The sequence below is a fragment of the Cryobacterium sp. TMT2-42-4 genome (assembly GCF_004402645.1).
Classification (GTDB): Bacteria; Actinomycetota; Actinomycetes; order Actinomycetales; family Microbacteriaceae; genus Cryobacterium; species Cryobacterium sandaracinum.
Genome location: NZ_SOFT01000034.1, coordinates 23,000 through 41,850 on the forward strand (window position 1 = coordinate 23,000; position 18,851 = coordinate 41,850).

Sequence of the window (18,851 nt, forward strand, 5' to 3'; positions counted from 1 at the left end):
GGGTTCGAGCGCAAAATCTCCGTCGAATTGGTGGGGAGCCAGGGCTAGGGGGTCGTGGCCAGAAAAACCTCGCCGACGCCGGCAAACGTGAGCGTGCCTTCATCGGGCGTGATGTAGACGGACTCGCCGCGCTTGAGGGCGACGGATGCCCCCGCGCCGGCCACCAGAAATCCCCCGGCCGTGCAGATGGCGATCGCGGGCCCCGTCAGCGTGAACTGCCGCATCGGCACTCCCGTGCGAGAACCCGCACCCGCATCCGCGGCTTCCGCCGCGATGTGCACGAGCACGAAGTCGTCGACGTCGGGTCGGTACTCCGAGACGCCCGGAGACGACAGCACGGGCGGAAGGTACGGCACGGGCAGCGGTGTGAAATCGAGCACCTCGAGCAGTTCGTCGACGTCAATGTGCTTGGGGCTCAGCCCGCCGCGCAGCACGTTGTCCGAGGCGGCCATCAGCTCCACACCGAGGCCGGACAGGTACGCGTGGATGTTCCCGGCCGGCAGGTAGAGCACCTCGCCGCGCTTCAGCGACACCCGGTTCGTCAGCAGCGAGATCACGATGCCGGGGTCTCCCGGGTAGGCGCGGGCGAGGTCCCGCACGGTGGCGAGCTCGAGCGGGTAGTCGAGGATCGCGCCGCTCTCGGCCAGGTCGGCCGCGCTGACGGCGAGGGCAACCACCCGCTCGACCAGCCAGGCCACCTCGCCGGAATCGCCGCCGCGGCCGTCGCGCAACAGCCAGTCGACGCAGTCGCGCAGGGCGTCGTCGCCGAGCAGGTGCCGCTCGAGCGCATCGAGCGCGCCGGGCTGCGGGTCGTCCGAGGCCACGTCGAGGGCGCGCAGCTCGCCCAGGATGCCGCGGATCTCGGGCGGCTCGCGGAACCCGCAGAGGGCCTCGAAGGTGTCGCTCAGGGCGAAGATCACCTCGGGCTTATGGAACGGGTCGCGGTAGTTGCGGTCCGCCGCATCCTGCGGAATACCGGCCGCGTTCTCCAGGCCGAAGCCGATCCGTGCCCGCTCCGCGGTCGGGTGCGCCTGCAGCGAGAGCGGCCCCGCGGCGGCGAGGATCTTCAGGAGATACGGCAACCGCGGAGCAGCGGGCGCGGCGAGCGCGGCGCCGAGGGCCTCCTCCGGGGCTGCGTGGATCCAGTCCAGGAGGGTGTGGTGGCCGCCGACCTGCTCGGGGTCAATGATGACGCTCGGCGATCCCGGGTGTGCGCCCAGCCAGAGTTCGGCCTCGGCTGTGCCCGACGGATCGTAACCGAGCAGACCCGCGATGGCGGTGGTCGAACCCCAGGCATAGTGCCGCGGCGAATTGGTGATGCCCACAAACATGGCGCTCTCCTGCACTCTTCGGTTTAGACCAAACTACCAACCGCCTGCGGCGTGCCGGTTCCGCGACCGTAGGCTGCGAACATCCGCCGACCGCCGCACGCCGGCCGTCGCCACCCCCTGCAATGGAGCACCTGATGACCTTCGAGCTACTGTCCAGCGACTTCTACGGCTACGAGAATCTGCTGACCGATCAAGAGAAGACCGCGCTCGCCAATCTGCGCGCCTACCTCGAGTCGGACGTTCGGCCCATCGTGAACGGATGCTGGGAGCGCGCCGAGTTCCCGGCCGAGGTCATCCGGCCGCTGGCGGCGCTCGGGGCCTACTCCTTCAGCTGGCCCGAGACCCGGCCCTTCCCGAACTCCGCGGTGTTCCGCGGCTTCGTGGCCCTGGAGACGGCGCGCGTGGACGCATCCGTCGCCACGTTCGTCGGGGTGCAGAACGGCCTCGCCTGCGGAACCATCTCGGCGACCGGCTCGCCGGAGCAACGCGACGAGTGGCTGCCGCGCCTGGCGAGCGGGGAGCTCGTGGGGGCATTCGGGCTGACCGAGCCGCTCTCCGGCTCGGACGCGGCGCAGGGACTGCGCACGACGGCCACCCGCACCGGCGACACGTGGCTTCTGAACGGCGCCAAACGCTGGATCGGCAACGCCACCTTCTCCGACATCACCATCATCTGGGCGAAAGACACCGCCGACGGCATGGTCAAGGGTTTCATCGTGACCACCGACACCCCCGGCTACAGTGCCACCCGGATCGAGGGCAAGATCAGCCTGCGCTCGGTGCAGAACGCCGACATCGTGCTCGAGAACGTGGTCGTGCCCGAAAAGAACCGGCTGCAGAACGCGAACTCGTTCAAGGACACCGCGAAGGTTCTGCGCCTGACCCGCGCCGAGGTGGCCTGGGCAGCCGTGGGAACGTCGATCGGCGCCTACGAGGCGGCCGTCGCGTACGCGAAGGAGCGCACGCAGTTCGGCAAGGAGATCGGCGGCCATCAGCTGGTGCAGGACCTGCTGGTGAAGTCGCTCGGCAACATCACTGCCAGCCTGGGCATGGTCGTGCGGGTGTCGCAGATGCTCGACGAGGGCAGCCAGCGCGACGAGCACGCCGCCCTGGCAAAGCTCTTCACCACCGCCCGGATGCGCGAAACGGTCGCCTGGTGCCGCGAACTATTCGGCGGCAACGGCATCGTGCTCTCGTACGATGTGGCGCGCTTCTTCTCCGACGCCGAGGCCGTCTACTCCTATGAGGGCACCCGGGAGATGAACACCCTGATCGTGGGGCGCAGCATCACCGGCCAGGCGGCCTTCGTCTAGGCGAGCCAGCGACTGCGACGGATGCCTCGGCGCAGGTTGTGGAGCGCGGCGCACGTTCTACCGTGCGCCCACTTCCACAACCTGCGTCGGGCGGCTACGCCAGCGTCAGGAAGAGCTTCTCCAACTCCTCGACGGTGAGGGAGTTCTCCCCCTGCGGGTTGTCGAGGCACTCGCGCATCGCCGTGGAGACGATGACGAAACCGGCCTTGTCGAGGGCGCTGGACACGGCGGCGAGCTGGGTGACGACATCCTTGCAGCTGCCGCCGGCCTCGACGGCGGTGATGACCGCCGCGAGCTGGCCCTGGGCCCGGCGCAACCGGTTGAGGATCTTCTTCTGGTTCTGTTCCCCAGCGACGTCGGCAGCGGTAGCGGTAGCGGTAGCGGTAGCGGTGATTTCGGTCATGCCGGAATCCTTTCAGACTTGGCGGCGATGACGGGCATCAGGCCGAGAGCGGTTTCGCCGGCGATCCAGGTGCGGTAGCCGCCGTCGAGGTTCTGCACGTCCAACCCGTTCTGGCTCAGGATGCGTGCGGCCGTGTGCCCGCGCTGGCCCACCTGGCAGTGCACGATCACAGGTGCGTCGGGCAGCTCGGCCAGGCGGTCCCGCAGTTCGTCCACCGGAACGTTGATCGCGCCGGGAATGTTCCCGGCGGCGAACTCCGCCACCGAGCGCACATCCACGAGCACCGCGCCCGCGGCCCGGGCGGCGGCCAGCTCGTGCCACTGCAGCGCACGCGTCGTTCCCGCGGCAAGGTTGTCGGCGACATAGCCGAGCTGGTTGATCGGGTCCTTCGCCGACGCGTACTGCGGCGCGTATGCCAGCTCGAGGCGGGTGAGAGCGGATGCCGTCAGTCCGCCGGTCATCGCCGTCGCCAGGATGTCGATGCGCTTGTCGACGCCGCTGCCGCCGACGATCTGGGCGCCGAGGATGGCATCCGTCGCCGGGTCGATCAGGAGCTTTATCGACATGCCCTCGGCGCCGGGGTAGTAAGTGGCGTGCGACGCCGGGTGGGTGTGCACGACCCGGTGCGCGCGGCCGCGCTGCACGAGACGCTTCTCGCTCCAGCCGACCATGGCCACCGTCAGGCCGAAGATGCCGAGGATGGCGGTTCCGAGCACCGGGGAGGCCGACGCGGGCTCGCCGGCAATGCTGTCGGCGGCCGCCCGGCCGTGCCGGTTGGCGAGGCCGGCCATGGTGATCAGGATGCCGCTCTTGTCGACGGCGTCGATCTTCTCGACGCCGTCGCCGACCGCGTAGATCGACGGGTCGTTGGTCCTCTGACTGCCATCGACGGCGATGCCGCCGCTCGCGCCGATCGTGATGCCCGCTCGGGCGGCGAGCGAGGTGTCGGGGAGCACCCCGACGGAGTCGATGACGAGGTCGGCCGGAACGACGGATCCGTCGCTGAGCTTGACTCCCGCGTCGACGGCGGCGGCGACGGTCGTGTTCAGGCGTACGTCAACGCCCCGCAGCAGCAGCTCGTCGAAGATCGGCGCGGCCATCTCGGCGTCGAAGGGCCCGAAGACCTGGGAGCCGAACTCGACCAGGGTCACGTGCACACCGCGGCGAACGAGGTTTTCGACGGCCTCCAGGCCGATGAACCCGGCGCCGATGACGACGGCGGAGGCCTGACCCGTGATACCGGCCAGCAGAGCGGTGATGTGGTCGACGTCGTCGACCGTGCGCAGGGTGCGAGTGGCGAGGCCGGCCGGGGTGATCCCGGTTCGGGGCGTCGCCCCGGCAGCCAGGATGAGGCGGTCGTACGTCTCGGTGGTCTCGGCGCCGGTCTGTGTTTGGCGCACGGAGACCGTCTTCGCTTCCCGGTCGATCGCCGTGACCTCGTGGTCGACGCGCACGTCGAGGCGGAAGCGGGCCCCGAGGGATGCCGGGGTCTGGAGCAGGAGGTTGCTGCGGTCCGTGATCACGCCGCCCACGTAATAGGGAAGTCCGCAGTTTGCGAACGAGACATAGTGGCCGCGTTCAAATATGATGATGTCTGCCGTCTCGTCCAGCCGACGCAACCGCGTCGCCGCCGACATTCCGCCCGCAACTCCACCAACAATGATCGTTTTCATTCGAACCTCCGGGATAAGTATACCCCAGGGGGTATAGAAAATGATCGGTGACCGCCCCGGCACACTCTAGCCTTAGACACATGCCCGCCGTCCAGAGCCGATTCGTCGTTCGAACCTTCGCGACGCTCGTCTTTTTCTCCGTCCTGGCCGGCCAGTTCTGGCGCAGTGTGTTCGGCTGGTGGGGCTACGGCGCGATCGCGCTGATCGTCGTCGTGAGCAGCGTCGTCGCCCTCGTGAAGTTGAACCCGGACTGGATGTGGTCGCGGTTCCCGAAATCGCTCATCGCCTTCCTCGGTCTGGCCACCCTGTCGCTGGCCTGGTCGTTCTACCTCGGCGCCTCCCTGATCGGGGTCACCCTGCAGTGGGCAACCACGCTGGCCGCGCTGTTCCTCGCCCTGTGCCTGAGTTGGGCCGAGCTGCTGCGCACGCTCGCCGCCGCACTGCGCTGGATCCTCGCCCTGTCCCTCGCCTTCGAGCTCATCGTCGCCCTGTTCGTGCGGCAGGCCCTGCTCCCTTTCTGGGTCGACTACGGCACCCGCAACGTGCCGGAGTCGTACTACTGGACCCGCGGCATCCTGTTCCAGGGCGGCCCGATCGAGGGCATCGTCGCCAACCGCAACCTGCTCGGATTCGTGGCGCTGATCGCCGTGATCGTCTTCGCCGTGCAGCTGGCCGCCGGCACCGTGAGCCGCAACTGGGGCCTGGCGTGGCTGGGCCTCGCGGTGCTCATGCTGCTGCTGACCCGGTCCGCGACCGTGACGCTTGCCGCCGCCGCCGTCGCCCTGGCACTGCTTTTCGCCCTCTGGGCCCGCCGCCGGCCCCCCGAGGGGCGCCGGCCGGTGTACCTGGTGGCCGCGGCATCCGTGGTCGTCGGCGGTGTCGGCCTGGTGGCCCTCACGCCGCAGCTCCTCGCCCTGCTCGGCAAATCCGCCGACCTCACCGGCCGCCTCGACATCTGGCGCAGCGTGGCCGGGCTGGCCGCCGAGCGCCCGGTGTTCGGCTGGGGCTGGGTGAGCTACTGGGCCCCCTGGGTCGAACCCTTCGAGGGTCTCGCCGTGCGCCGCGGCGTCGTCTACCTTCAGGCGCACAACGCCTGGCTCGACGTCTGGCTTCAGCTGGGCGTCCTCGGGCTGATCGTCTTCGCCGCCGCCGTTTTCTCCACGCTGTGGCGCTGCTGGTTCCTCGCGGTCGACCGACCCAGGCGCGCCCTCGCCGACACGGAACCCTACGCGGCCTCCGCCCTGCTCCCGCTGCTGCTCCTGGTAGCCCTGATCGCCCAGAGCCTGGCCGAAAGCCGCATCCTGATCGAGTCCGGCTGGCTGTTGCTGGTCGTGCTCGCCGTGATCACGAAGCGACAGCAGGCAACCAATCAACGGATGCCGTAGGCGGTAGCGTGGGAACGTCATGACCTACCGCGCGTATCCCCCCGCCGTGCCGGACCAGTTCACACGGCTGTTCGCCTCCCCCAAGTTCGCCTCCTCGCTGGCGTTGGTCATCATCGGCTTCGCCTTTTCGACCACTGCCCTGCGCGCCGTGATCGGCCCGCCCGGCGTCGTCGGCATTCTCGTGGGCCTCGTCGTGCTGGCCGCGTTCTCGCTCACCGCCCGCTGGGCCGGCGTCGACTGGCACGGGCTCCTGCCGATCTCGATCATGGTCTTCGTGGGCTGGTGTGCCCTGTCGGTGCTGTGGTCCAGCTACCCGCTGCACACCCTCAGCGCCTCGCTTTACCAGCTCGCCTTCACCTTTTTGGCCATCTACATCGCCCTGGCCCGCGACACCATCCAGGTCGTGCGCGCCACTGGCGACGTGCTGCGGGTGTTGCTCGGAGTGTCCCTGGCTCTGGAAGTGCTCTCCGGCCTGCTGCTCGACACGCCCTTCGTCTTCCTCGGCATCCAGGGCAACATCGACTCTTTCGGGCCCGTGCAGGGCCTCTTCGGCTCTCGCAACGTGTTCGGGTTGGTCTCGCTGATCGCGGCGGTCACTTTCGCGGTCGAGCTGCGGTCCCGGTCGGTGCGGCGCGGGCTCGGCATCGGCTCCATCGCCCTGGCCGTGTTCGGCCTGCTACTCACCCGCTCCCCCGTCATCCTCGTGGTGGCCCTGTTCGTGGGCCTCGCCGCGCTGGCCTTGATCTGGCTGCGCGCCACGCCCGTCGCGAACCGGTGGCTGCTGCAGATCGGGCTGCTCGGCGGCACCGTCGTGGCCGGCATCATCGCGGTTGCGGCCCGCGCGCGCATCACCGACCAGCTGAACGCGGGCAGCGAGTTCGAGGCCCGCACCACACTCTGGAGCGAAATCTGGCGTCTGGCCATGCTGAACCCGCTCGAGGGCTGGGGCTGGGCCGGTCTCTGGCCCGTCGACGTCACGCCCTACGGCTGGCTCAGCTTCGTCACCGGGCGCCCGCAGGCCTCCGCGCTGAACGCGTTCCTCGACGTCTACTTCCAGGTCGGCCTGGTCGGCCTCCTCTCGTTCCTCGCGCTCGTGATGCTCGCCTTCTGGCGGTCGTGGCTGCTCGCCTCGGACAAGCGCTCGATGGTCTACGTCTGGTCGCCGCTGGTGCTGGTGACCCTGCTGGTCACCTCGGCGGCCGAAAGCACCGTGCTGGTCGACTTCGGCTGGCTGCTGCTGCTGATCTGCGCCGTGAAGGCCGCGCAGGGCAAGAGCTGGCGCAGCCTGCTGCAGCCCACGCCGCACCGGCAGCCGGAGTAAAGGTCGCCGGGAGCCGACCCGAGCAAGGGCCGAGCCCGCGCCGACAACGAAATCTAGGTCCGGCGGATGTCGACCGAGAGGATGCCGAGGAACATTCCCGACATCGCCGTCTGGAAGCCCAGCATCATGAACAGTGCCGCCGGCACCGCCAGGCGCATCGTGTCAACCGGGTCCTGAGGGCCGAAGCCCGATGCGCCCCACGTGGCCAACTGAACGATCGCGACACCCAGGCCGGCCATGAAGAGAGTGAGCCCGACGACCGCTCCGCTTTCCAGGCTCGCTCGCTCGGCGAACCGCTCGAACGCCTGGCTCCGCGGGAGATGGAACCCCTCGTGCCGGGCGTAGAGCTTGGTCAACAGGGCGAACAACACCGCCTGGTACCCGACGACCGTCAGCGCGGCCAGATACACCTGGCTGGATACGTCCAGTCCGACCCGGCCGATCTCCAGTGGCCCGAACACCAGGGCGACGGTAGCGAGCAGACCGACTGCGAACGCCACCGACCCCGGGATCAGGAATAACCAGCGGGGGTTGAACAACAGCAGGAACCGCAGGTGACGCCATCCGTCGTGCCAGCTCCGCAAATGCGGCGGACGGCTCCGGCCGTCTCTGGACAGGGTGGTCGGTACTTCGCTGACGCGTAACCCGTCGAGGGTGGATTTCACGACGATCTCACTGGCGAACTCCATGCCGGTGGTGATCAGCCCGAGGCCGAGGATCGATTCGCGGTTGAAGCCGCGCAGGCCGCAGTGGAAGTCGCGGATCTCGGAGCGGAACAACATCCGCCCGATCGTCGACAGAACCGGGTTTCCGAGGTATTTGTGCAGGGGCGGCATGGCCCCGGGTTCGATCCCGCCGCGGAACCGGTTCCCCATCACGAGTTCATCGCCGGCCCGGAGCCGTGCCACAAAGGGGTCCAGGGCGCTGAAGTCATAGCTGTCATCCGCGTCGCCCATGATGACATAGGTACCCCGCGCGCCGACGATCCCCCCCATCAGTGCGTTGCCGTAACCCTTCGCCGCAACGGGTACGACCCGGGCGCCGTGGTCGAGGGCAATCTGCTGGGATCCGTCGGTGCTGCCATTGTCGGCGATGACGACCTCGCCCACAATCCCCGCGCCGGAGAGGTAGGCCTGGGCCTTGTCGATGCAGATGGCAAGGGTCTCCGCCTCATTAAGGCAAGGCATGACGATCGAGAGTTCGATAGCGACGACTGCGGATTCGACAGCGGTGGAGTCGGTCATGATGTCCTTTTGCGAGGGAGAACTGTGGAGATGGTGTGAAACGGGTGAAGCGATTGCAGCCTAACGGAGCGTGACCGCCACCGACTGCGGCGACGGAGACCGGGACCGTCGGAACGAGGCGATAACCACGCAGCAGGTGGTCACCGAATATCCCGCGATCACGCCGGCCGCGGCGGCGCCCGACCCGCTCCAGGCGGGAGTGCCGACGAGCATGACGACGAGTCCTGTCACCAGCCCGGCGATGGAGGCGGCCGTCGCCACCATGGTTCGATCCGTCGTGAGCAGGAAGGCGGTGGCGACGAGGCCGATCGAGAACGCGAACACGCCGATCAGGAGGAGCGCCATGATCGGCCCCGCGGACCGGTAGCCGGCTCCGAAGACGATGCTCACGATGAGGGGGCTGGCCAGCGCGACGGCCCCGAACACGATCCCCAGACCGACGAACATCACCCCGAAGACGCCCAGATAATTTTTCCGTGCTGCCGCCGGGTCGACGGCCGCCCACTCTGAGAACCGCGGAATCAGAACCTGGGTCACCGCCTGGCTCAGCATCGACGCCGGTGTGGCGAGCGCCATCGCCGCCGCGAACAGCCCGGCCCGCGCCGGGGACTCGACGATGAAGACATAGACCATCGCAAACTGAATCAAGCCGTTCGAGGCCAGGAGCCCGAGCGAGTTCCAGGAGATGAGCTTCCAGATGCTGGCCGGTGCGGTGACGCTCTCCTGCTGCAGGCTTTCGTGCCCTCGGTGCGCGCCGCGCAGGGAATGCAAGCCGAACAGGGCGTACCCGATGGCGAGCGGCCAGAGCAGGGCCCACGGCAGTTGCGCGGCCAGGACCACGATCAGCAGAACCATGGTCAGTGCGGAGGAGATGACATCCCACACGGCTGCCGAGGTGATTCGCCCCAGACCGACCTCGATGCCACGCGCGAGAATGTAGCCGGAATACGCGACGATCAGGGCGGCGATCGCGGCCGCATCCGCCGGGTCCGCCCCCAGCACGAAGATGCTGACCGGGATGCCGATGGCGAGAATGACCAGGCAGGAAATCCAAAAAGAGCGTTGAATCAGGCGCAGGGCGTGCACCGGGGAGTATCCGAGCGCCCGGGCATGGGAAAGGAAATGGGAGGCCGCGTTGCCTGCCCCGGTCGGCCAGAGCAGGGAGAGGATGAGCGACAGCGCGATCCACGCTGACACCTCTGCAAGCTCGCTCGGCCCCATGAACCGACCGATGAGCACCGTGTACGCGAAACGGGACAGCCCCTGAGCCAGGACGCCTACTGTGGAGAGAGCCGCCTGGGACATGAGCGAGGATGGTTTCACTCGTGAATGCTATCCGGCCATCACGGTGATCCGCCCACTCCGACCCTCGTCGGCCACGAAGGAGATCCCGGTGACACTCGACATCATGATGCCGTTCTACGGTCGTGTCGACCATTTTCAGGCCGCGGTGCGCAGCGTGCTCGCGCAGGTCGACCCGGACTGGCGGCTTGTGGTGATCGACGACCACGACCCCGACGAAACGGCCGGCCGGTGGCTGCGGGGGCTGGCGGACCCCAGAATCATCTACCGTCGTAATCCGGTCAATCTGGGCATCAACGCGAACTTCCAGGCATCGATCGACCTGGCCGAGAACGAGTGGCTGACAATCTTCGGCTGCGACGACGTGATGCTCCCCGACTATGTCGGCCGGATCACCCAGCTGATCCAGGAGCATCCGACGGTGGCCTTCATCCACCCCGGCACACGCGTCATCGACGAGCACGGGCAGGTCACCACACCCCTTGTCGACCGGGTCAAGTCCCTGTACCGGCCCCGGCTCCACGGGTCACTCGAACTCGCCGGGGAGCCGCTCGCGGTGAGCATCACGCGGGGCAACTGGATGAACTTTCCGGCGATCGCCTGGAACCGCTCCGCGGTCACGGCGGTCGGCTTCCGGCCGGATTTCAGCATTGTGCAGGATCTCGGGCTGGCCCTCGACCTCGCCGTGCGTGGCGGGAGCCTGCTGCTCGACGACCAGGTCGTCTTCGAGTACCGTCGCCACGCGTCCAGCGTCTCGTCCTGGCGGGCGGCCGACGGCAGCCGCTTCGCCGAGGAACAGGGCTTCTTCCGCGGCCTCGCGGTCGAGTTCAACGGCCACGGCTGGCCCCGTGCGGCGCGAGCCGCACGCCTGCACTTGTCGTCGCGGGTGAACGCACTGACCCGAATCCCGGACGCCGTCCGGGCCCGCCGCAGCGACGGCATCCGGATTCTGGTGCGTCACGCCCTCGGACTCACCGTCGTCGCGACGCCCAGAGGCTAGGGCGCAGCGACCCGATAGATCGACAGACTGGACTTCGGCAGGTCAAAGGTACGAACTGGGGACAGGCAGGCCAGATCGAGGCGCTTGTCGTCGGCGAGCACGTAGCCCACCTCTGCCTGGGCGAAGGCGGAACAAGCATCGAAGGTCACGCTGATCTGATCGGCCGCGGGATTGGCAACGACCGGTTCGCCCGGCCCGGCCACCCAGCTCACCCCCGCCAGCCGGTTCCACTGCAGCGTGTACACACCGGCTGGATCGATCGCGCCCCACATTCCGGCAGAGGGCGCGCCCTGAAACCCGTTGAAGGCCCGCACCCCGGACTCGAGCAGCATGGCCGTGGTCAACCCGCCGCCGACGCCAACCCAGGTTTTCGGAGCCGCCTCGTCCAGGGCGGCGACAGCCTGGGACACGGCGGTTTCCCGCAGGTCGAAGACGCCGCGGTAGATCGGATTGGTCAGTCCGGAGCCGGCGACGGTCACGATCAGGAACGCGGTCGCGGCGAGGTGCGGACGGCGCCGAGCGACGAAGTAGATGGCCGCGGCGGAGAGCAGCGCCCAGAGCCACCACAGCTGCACCGGCTCCAGCATGCCCGGCAGCCGTCGCCACGCCAGGGCGCCGATGGCAAGCTGGGACAGCAGAAAGGCGGCCGCAGCGGCTCCGGCGAGCCACTTACCGGCCCGCGCCCGGTTCAGGTCCAGGTAGGCGATGACGTAGGCGACCAGGGCGATGGAGGCCAGCCCCATCCCGAGTCGGACCCGATTCGGCGTGGTCTTGTCGAGCAGGAGCAACCGAGCGATCGCATCCCAGCCGGGCAGGTAGAGATACGCCAGCAGCACCGCCACGGCAGTGGCGAGGCCGATCATCGCCCACGGAAGGGTTTTGTGCATCCTCGCCTCCCTGGCGACGATCCAGACCACGACAGGAATCAGGAAGACGCCCAGATAAAAAAAGGTCGCGGCCTCGGACGAATTGCCACCGAGGAAACCAGCCCGCTGCTCATTCAAGGCCTGGGTGAACGAGGAACCAACAGCGGAGGCGAAGCTCAACGGCCCGTTGCCGCCCGTCGGAGTTGACCGGTTCCCCGGATACGCGGTGCCCAGAAAAGCCTGAACGGTTGACAGCTTGGTGGCCAGCCACACCACCGCCACGACGGATGCCGCCGCACCGGCAACCACAACCGGCACGAGGCGGGCGAGCGTCGCCCGCCACCCCGTGCCCCGGCGCAGCTGCTCGATCATCAGGGCAATCCCGTAGAACAGCACCACGACGGCGGCCGGCACGATGAACGGGACGTAGATTCCCATCGCCATCACGACGGTCAGGTAGGCCACGAGGGCGGAGAAAGCCCAGCGGGACCGTCGGGACGGACTCTGGAACGCCCAGACCAGAGCCGTCATCGTGACCAGCGCCCAGACGGCCGGCCACAGTGTGGTCGAGAGGAACCACCACTGGAACAACGGGCTGAAGAAGAACCCGACCGCGAGCATCGCCGACACCCCGGGCCGACGCGGGATGACGGTGACCAGGAACGCGTACGCCGCGGCTGCGAGAGCAAGCCCGGGCAGCCACCACTTGAAGGCGATAGCATGGTCGACGTCCATCAGCATGAAGCCCCAGAGGTGAGGCCTGAAGGCGACAGACCAATCCACGCGCGGGAGGTCCTGCGGCAGGGTCGCGTCCATGCCGCCCGGGAAGGTCTCGTTGGTGAGCGGCAGGCCCTGTTCGACCTGGGCGATGGCCCAGACCGTCTGCACGTTCCACTCATCGGAGCGCGTGACCTGCGGCTGGCCGGCGATCAGGTCCGGGTCGGCGCCGTACGACACCTGGCTGAAGAACACGCCGGAGGACGAACCGTTGATGCCGAGCGCCACGAGCACGATGCCGAGAATCAGCAGCAGAGCGGGGAACGCCAGCAGGAGTCGCAGCCGCGGCAGGCCGTGGGGATCTGGTTCGACGGCGCGACTGTAGCCATCCCGCTCTGCCCTGAATCTGGAGCCCCAACCGCCGGCACGCATTCGAGAGTTGTTCACCACGAACCTTTCAGATCCCTGTGCGGGACGCCCCCACGTCGAAGTCCGACCCCTGCCACGTCTCGGACTTGTTTTCTCAGAGTAGAGGATCGCCGACCCTAGAGCGGCTGAACCAGGTCTCGCAGAACGTCCTGGGGGCCCAGACCGAACCGTGCGTACCCACCGGTGCGCCACTGGCGCAGAACGGGGAGCACGCGGCGGAGCCGGGCGCTCGGCAGGGCGCTACGGGCGCGCTCGTGCGCTGCCTTCGCCGCAATCAGGCGAAGGTACGCGTCGGACGGAACCGGAACCAGGCCCGGCGCACGGTCATCAAGCGCCTCGGCCCTGGCCAGCAGACGCGCGTTGCGCTGTGTGCGTGGCGCCTGCAGCCTGGACAGCCGGCCGGCCGCATCCAGGCTCGTGACGCCGATCTGGTTGCCGCCGTGTTGCCGGTAGTCGACCAGGGTGTCGCCCAGGAAATCCACGGTCCCCGTCGCCGCGGCAACCATCGCCAGCCATTCGTCGTGCACCCACGCCTCCGGGAATGGGCGGGCCCGGTCGACGAGGTCGCGGCGCAGCATCACGGTGGCGCCGGTGACAATGTTGCGCCGTAAGAGCACGTCGAATGCGCGCCCCTGATGCACGTCCCTCTTCTCGGTCTCGGTGATGCCGAGCGTCGTGAAGAGTGTCCTACCCAGGAAGTTCCCATCACCGCCGACGAGAAGGGCATCCGAGTGCAGCAGCTGCAACTTCGGCCGTCGCATGAACTCACCGATCATTATCTGGACGCGGCCGGGGGCCCAGACGTCATCCTGATCGCTCAGTGCCAGCAACTCGCCCGAGCACTCTGACAGGGCCTGCTCGAAGTTGGCTGCGACTCCGAGCGGCACCGCATTTCGGATCACCCGGAAGTCCACAGCAGCGTCACCACCGTCTGCCAGCCACTCAGCACGCACCCGCTCGAGTATGCCGAGGGTGCCATCCGTGGACGCGTCGTCCGAGACGATGATCTCGCTCGGCGGTGTGGTCTGGCTCAGGATGCTTCGGAGTTGTTGCGCGATGTAGGCGGCACCATTGAAGGTGCACAAGGCCACTGACACGGTGGGCTGCCGGGCGGTTTCCATCACTCCGTGCCGTGACGAAACCAGCCGGCCAGAGCACGCTCAATTCCGATCGCACCCACCAGGCTCTCCAGAGCATTGTCGAATGGCAGCGCATAGGTCGTCACCGCGGCGCTGATGGTCGGTGCCGGGATCTCAGCTCGTTCCATTCCGACGACATTCGCCCCATGGACTCTCGCTGGATTGCCGTAGGCCTTCGCGAAGGGCGGCACATTGCGCGTCACCACAGAGCCCATCCCCACCATGGCCCCTTCTGCGATATAGCAACGCTGATGGACACTCGATCCCAACCCGAGGTTTGCACCTTCCCCCACGCGAACGTGACCGGCGAGCAGAACGCTGGACGCCAGGGTGGCTCGGTCCCCGACAGTGCAGTCATGCGCGATGTAGCTCTGGTTCATCAAGAACACATCGCTGCCGACACGCGTGATGTCGTGCCACCCCTGGTGTATCTGCACGTACTCACGAATGACATTCCTGTCACCGATCACGATTCCCCTACCGGTGTCGAGCTCTGCCGCATCCATCGGATGCTGCCAGCTCCTAACCTCTGGCGGAGCACCGATGATCGCTCCGGTCCCAATCCAGTTACCGTCACCGATGGTCACAGGGCCGATGATCACGACAAGTGGCCCGATCAGATTGCCGGATCCGAGCGAGACCTCACCGATCAGCTGTGCGGTGGGATGGATGGAATTCATTGTGGCCTAACTCTGACAGAGCGTACGGGTGGAAGCGGTCCGCGAAGGGTCCGGTACTGTGGAAAGAACGCGACGTCGAGATTCGATTCACAAAATCTAACTTACGAGGCACAATGATTCCCATTACCACTGTCCAGTTTGGCGAAGAAGAACAAGCGCTCGTTATGGAGGTCTTGCGATCAGGCGCCGTGGCTCAGGGCCCAATGGTTGCCAAGCTCGAGAATCGATTCGCAGAACTCTTCGGGATCCCTCACGCCATCGCCGTGAACAACGGCACGACGGCCCTGGTCGCCTCACTTCAGATTCTGAATCTCAAACCCGGCGATGAAGTGATTACGACACCTTTTACGTTCGCGGCCACCCTGAACGCCATTCTCGAAGCCGGAGCCACGGCGACTTTCGCCGACATCCGTGCAGATGACTTCAACATCGATCCGACCTCACTCGCCGAGCGAATCACGGACAAAACCAAGGTCATCCTTCCCGTTCACCTCTACGGCCAGATGGCTGACATGGATCCGATCCAGGCGCTTGCCACCGATCGCAGTCTTCGAATCCTTGAAGACGCGGCTCAGTCCCACGGCGCCAGCTACAAGGGCCGCTATGCGGGAAGCTACGGCCTGGGCACCTTCTCCCTGTACGCGACGAAGAACATCACGACGGGCGAAGGCGGACTTATCACGACCGATGACGACGAACTCGCCGACCGGCTCCGCGTTTTGCGGAACCAGGGCATGCGGTCACGCTATGTCTACGAGATGGCCGGGCATAACTATCGCCTGACAGACCTCCAAGCGGCCCTCGGCCTTCCACAGTTGGAACGCTACGAGCAGACCGTCAGCACTCGCCGCCGGAATGCGGACAGACTGATCGAGGGGCTGGCGGACGTGCCCGGCATCGTCGTGCCACGCCAGCTTGAGGGCCGCGGCCATGTCTGGCACCAGTTCACCGTTCGGGTCACGCCGGAAGCCCGCCTGAATCGCGACGAGTTCGTCGCAGCGCTTGCCGCGCGCGGCGTCGGCAGCGGAATTTACTATCCCAAACTGGTGTTCGACTACGACGCCTATCGCACACACCCGCGAGTGATCACGTCCGACGTTCCCGTGGCCGAGAAGATCGTTTCCGAGGTCGTCTCGCTTCCTGTGAACACGACCCTGACGGATGCTGACCTCAGCGAAATCATCACGGCCGTTCGCGCCATTGCGGGGGCCTGAGTCATGTCGGCTCGCAAGCGTGTAGTCCTGGTCGGCGCCGGCAATATGGGCAGCCACCATGCCAGAGTGATCTCCCAGTCCGATCGCGCTGAGCTCGCCGTCTTGGTGGACCCGCGTGAAGAGATCGGCCGTCAGGTCGCCGATCGGTATGGGGCAACCTGGGCTCCTGAGCTCCCGGACCTGTCCGATCTGGATGCGGTCGTAGTTGCCGCTGCCACCGAGGCTCACTACGACCTTGCCATGCAGGTGTTAGCCCAGGACCGGCCGCTTTTGATCGAAAAACCGGTTGCTGACAGCCTTCTCCGCACCCGGGAGGTCCTGGACCGGGCTGAGCAGCGGGACCTTCCGCTCATGTGCGGTCTGCTGGAGCGTTACAACCCGGCAGTTCTGACGGCTCGGTCCCTCCTTGAGAACCCGGTGCACGTCATCGCCACGCGCCACTCCCCGTACGCGCCGCGCATCCGCACCGGCGTTGCCTGGGACCTGCTCGTGCATGACGTGGACCTCGCGATCAACATCATCGGCTCGGCACCCACAAGTGTCGATGCGACTCTCGGCTTTTTCCACCGGGACTCCGCTCCGCTCGCAGAGGACGTCGCTGAGACGACCCTCGGATTCTCGAACGGCGCCATCGCCCGCGTTTCTGCGAGCCGTGTGGGCCAGCGGAAGATCCGACAGCTCTCCGTGTATGAACTTGATCGGCTCATCGAAATCGACCTGCTTCGGCGCGACGTGACGATTTACCGTCACGTATCCGAGAATTCAGTGGACGACGGTCGCGGTTACCGCCAGCAGACGGTCATCGAGATTCCCGAATTGGTGACGTCGCAGGAACCGCTCACGACCCAGTTCACGAGATTCCTCGACACCATCGACGGTCTTGTCGACGCGGCTGCTGAACGCGCGACGATCGTGCCGTCCCACGCCGTGATCGACCAAGTTATTTCCCGGAAACTGCTGCTCTGAGGTGCTGGCCTCCGGAGACCCCCTCGGCGACGACGTAGCGAGACAATCGGCATTCGGTCGAATCGTGCGCCATTCCGCCGTGCGTTACCTTGTCGCCGGAGGCTTGGCATTCTTGGTCGACATCGGCATTCTTGCTCTGCTCAGGGAGGTGCTGGCCTGGCCGCTCTGGCTCGCGACCGGCGTCGCCTTCCTCCTCAGCTTCTTCTTCACCTACTCAATCCAACGGTACTTTTCGTTTGAATCGAGTGCAGCACACGGCGTCGCACTACTCAAGTACGCGGCGCTCGTCGGCTTCAACACCATCGCCGTTGTCTTCATCGTGACGTTGATCAATCCCTCACCACTCGGCTGGCTCGGGGGCAAGGTCATCGCCACTGGCCTGTCAACGGTGTGGAACTACTTCGCCTATCGTTATTGGGTGTTCGCCGACACCCGCCCCAGCAAGAAGGACTAGACGTGTACCAAGGAGCCTGTATCGCGGCCGTCGTGCCTGCGTACAAAGAGGAACGGATGATCGCGACGGTCATCGAAACCATGCCCGATTACGTTGATCACATCGTGATCGTCGATGATTGTAGTCCCGACGACACAAGCGGTGTCGTTGCGCGACTGGGCGATGACCGGGTGACGCTGATCCGCCATGAGGTCAACCAGGGGGTCGGCGGTGCCATCGTCACCGGGCACAAGGCCGCCATGGCTCTCGGGGCTGACGTCAATGTCATCATGGCCGGCGATGCCCAGATGGACCCGAATCACCTTCCGGATCTCCTGGACCGCGTCACCCGTGACGGTTACGGTTTCGCCAAGGCGAATCGCTTCTTCGCACCCGAGTCCTTCGAGGGGATGCCGAATTACCGGGTTTTCGGCAACATCGTTCTGTCTTTCATGACCAAGCTCGCCTCCGGCTATTGGAACCTGTTTGATCCGCAAAACGGCTATACGGCCGTTCGCACAGAGGTCCTGAAGCGTGTCCCCCTCGACCGGGTGTCACGTCGCTACAGTTTTGAGAACGATCTGCTCATCCACCTCAATATCCTTCAGGTGGGTGCCGTCGATGTTCCCATCCCTGCGGTCTACGCCGACGAGGTTTCTTCGATCCGACTCAGCAAGGTCGTACCGGAACTGCTGAATCTGCTTGTGCGGGGCTTCTGGCGTCGCATCTGGTATCGCTACGTTCTTTGGTCCTTCTCCCCCATCGCACTCCTGCTGGTGCTGGGGCTCGGGCTGTTCAGTATCGGGGCCGTAATCGCGATCTGGGTCTGCTTCCAGGTCGCCAGTTCCGTGATCGCGACGGCGGCGACGGTGATGTTGGCCGCTCTGCCTCTAATGATCGGTACCCAACTCCTAGTCAGCGCACTTCAACTGGATATCCAGGCAAGTCCGTCGGAGCCGACTTTCAGTCCTTTTCAAAAATAGCGGCCTCCCGGTCAGCTCGCCCGGGACAGCCATTCGGACAACTGCCGGACCTGCGGCGCCTCGGGTGCCAGCGCGAGCCCAGCCGTAACCACGGGCATGCACACCTCGGCGAGCCAGCGATTCAACGCGTCGGGGGGAATTCGCGTTTAGGTGGCCAGGATGGTCAGGTATGCGGCGGCACGATCGGCGTCGACCAATCCCACAGCCTCCGGCACCATGCCGACGATCGCGAATTCCTCCAGCGTCAGTGAGTGCTCCCCCGGTATTTCGGTGGTGCCTGTTAACGCCGACTGAAAACAGGGCCACTTCTGCCAGGCGAGTTCTAGGGCGAATTCCAGCGGTCGTCGCAACACTGATTGGTTAGCTGGATCGCAGTGCGTCGGCGAGGAGCTGGGCTGGTGTTGTCCAACCGAGTCGCTTCCGGGGCCTGTTGTTGATCTTGATCGCGACAG

At 66.3% G+C, this 18,851-nt stretch carries 17 protein-coding genes; 8 read left to right on the forward strand and 9 right to left on the reverse strand.

All coding sequences use genetic code 11. The features are described from left to right. Positions 1-44 precede the first annotated feature (44 nt). Entirely contained in the window at positions 45-1,331 is a 1,287-nt protein-coding gene (manA, locus tag E3O18_RS11615; protein WP_134418143.1) for a mannose-6-phosphate isomerase, class I, read from the reverse strand. Positions 1,332-1,465: 134 nt separating this feature from the next. Here manA and E3O18_RS11620 point away from each other — a divergent pair, with 134 nt between their 5' ends. Then, positions 1,466-2,644, forward strand: a complete 1,179-nt coding sequence (locus E3O18_RS11620) for an acyl-CoA dehydrogenase family protein (RefSeq protein ID WP_134418144.1) — start codon at positions 1,466-1,468, stop codon at positions 2,642-2,644. Between the two features lie 94 nt (positions 2,645-2,738). Here the strand turns inward: E3O18_RS11620 and E3O18_RS11625 are convergent, their stop codons facing one another. Together E3O18_RS11625 and E3O18_RS11630 are read right to left on the reverse strand one after the other, a co-directional pair. Then, positions 2,739-3,047, reverse strand: coding sequence for a metal-sensitive transcriptional regulator (locus tag E3O18_RS11625; RefSeq protein WP_134418145.1), 309 nt, complete (start codon positions 3,045-3,047; stop codon positions 2,739-2,741). Then, positions 3,044-4,720, reverse strand: coding sequence for an FAD-dependent oxidoreductase (locus tag E3O18_RS11630; protein ID WP_134418146.1), 1,677 nt, complete (start codon positions 4,718-4,720; stop codon positions 3,044-3,046). The genes E3O18_RS11625 and E3O18_RS11630 overlap by 4 nt, the downstream gene beginning before the upstream one ends. Before the next feature lie 80 nt (positions 4,721-4,800). On the opposite strand from E3O18_RS11630, the gene E3O18_RS11635 reads away from it, so the two are divergent. Both E3O18_RS11635 and E3O18_RS11640 read left to right on the forward strand, forming a co-directional pair. Next, the gene (locus E3O18_RS11635; protein WP_134394075.1) at positions 4,801-6,105 is read left to right on the forward strand and encodes an O-antigen ligase family protein; all 1,305 of its coding nucleotides are present in this window, start codon (positions 4,801-4,803) and stop codon (positions 6,103-6,105) included. 19 nt (positions 6,106-6,124) lie between these two features. Further along, on the forward strand, positions 6,125-7,426 hold the full coding sequence (locus E3O18_RS11640) for an O-antigen ligase family protein (RefSeq protein ID WP_134418148.1): 1,302 nt from the start codon (positions 6,125-6,127) through the stop codon (positions 7,424-7,426). A 53-nt stretch (positions 7,427-7,479) separates the two neighbouring features. On the opposite strand, the gene E3O18_RS11645 is transcribed toward E3O18_RS11640, so the two are convergent. Together E3O18_RS11645 and E3O18_RS11650 are read right to left on the reverse strand one after the other, a co-directional pair. Next, entirely contained in the window at positions 7,480-8,670 is a 1,191-nt protein-coding gene (locus E3O18_RS11645; RefSeq protein WP_198410921.1) for a glycosyltransferase family 2 protein, read from the reverse strand. Between the two features lie 60 nt (positions 8,671-8,730). Further along, positions 8,731-9,993 carry a hypothetical protein gene (locus tag E3O18_RS11650; protein ID WP_134418149.1) on the reverse strand — a complete coding sequence of 421 codons (1,263 nt, stop codon included), beginning with the start codon at positions 9,991-9,993 and terminating at the stop codon, positions 8,731-8,733. Positions 9,994-10,063: 70 nt separating this feature from the next. On the opposite strand from E3O18_RS11650, the gene E3O18_RS11655 reads away from it, so the two are divergent. Further along, positions 10,064-10,972 (forward strand): glycosyltransferase, encoded by a 909-nt coding sequence (locus tag E3O18_RS11655; RefSeq protein WP_134418150.1) that lies wholly within the window; start codon positions 10,064-10,066, stop codon positions 10,970-10,972. On the opposite strand, the gene E3O18_RS11660 is transcribed toward E3O18_RS11655, so the two are convergent. From E3O18_RS11660 to E3O18_RS11670, 3 genes are all read right to left on the reverse strand, one after another. Further along, a complete protein-coding gene (locus tag E3O18_RS11660; protein WP_134418151.1) occupies positions 10,969-13,002 on the reverse strand; it encodes a hypothetical protein in 2,034 nt (677 codons plus the stop codon). The genes E3O18_RS11655 and E3O18_RS11660 overlap by 4 nt on opposite strands. Before the next feature lie 98 nt (positions 13,003-13,100). Beyond that, complete coding sequence (locus E3O18_RS11665) at positions 13,101-14,105, reverse strand: glycosyltransferase family 2 protein (RefSeq protein WP_134415560.1); 1,005 nt, start codon at positions 14,103-14,105, stop codon at positions 13,101-13,103. Then, the gene (locus E3O18_RS11670) at positions 14,105-14,803 is read right to left on the reverse strand and encodes a UDP-N-acetylglucosamine acyltransferase (protein ID WP_134415559.1); all 699 of its coding nucleotides are present in this window, start codon (positions 14,801-14,803) and stop codon (positions 14,105-14,107) included. The genes E3O18_RS11665 and E3O18_RS11670 overlap by 1 nt, the downstream gene beginning before the upstream one ends. Between E3O18_RS11670 and E3O18_RS11675 the strand changes: the two genes are divergently transcribed. The 4 genes from E3O18_RS11675 to E3O18_RS11690 all read left to right on the forward strand — a co-directional run bounded on the left by E3O18_RS11675 (position 14,803) and on the right by E3O18_RS11690 (position 18,399). Further along, complete coding sequence (locus E3O18_RS11675; RefSeq protein ID WP_241978179.1) at positions 14,803-16,017, forward strand: DegT/DnrJ/EryC1/StrS family aminotransferase; 1,215 nt, start codon at positions 14,803-14,805, stop codon at positions 16,015-16,017. The genes E3O18_RS11670 and E3O18_RS11675 overlap by 1 nt on opposite strands. 3 nt (positions 16,018-16,020) lie before the next feature. Beyond that, the gene (locus tag E3O18_RS11680) at positions 16,021-16,983 is read left to right on the forward strand and encodes a Gfo/Idh/MocA family oxidoreductase (protein ID WP_134415558.1); all 963 of its coding nucleotides are present in this window, start codon (positions 16,021-16,023) and stop codon (positions 16,981-16,983) included. 64 nt (positions 16,984-17,047) lie between these two features. Next, positions 17,048-17,437: a GtrA family protein gene (locus tag E3O18_RS11685; protein WP_166784920.1), complete on the forward strand. Its 390-nt coding sequence runs from the start codon at positions 17,048-17,050 to the stop codon at positions 17,435-17,437. A 32-nt stretch (positions 17,438-17,469) separates the two neighbouring features. Beyond that, complete coding sequence (locus E3O18_RS11690; protein WP_277870891.1) at positions 17,470-18,399, forward strand: glycosyltransferase family 2 protein; 930 nt, start codon at positions 17,470-17,472, stop codon at positions 18,397-18,399. Positions 18,400-18,545: 146 nt separating this feature from the next. Here E3O18_RS11690 and E3O18_RS11695 read toward each other — a convergent pair whose 3' ends face one another. After that, entirely contained in the window at positions 18,546-18,752 is a 207-nt protein-coding gene (locus E3O18_RS11695) for a hypothetical protein (protein ID WP_134418156.1), read from the reverse strand. Between the last annotated feature and the right edge of the window lie 99 nt (positions 18,753-18,851).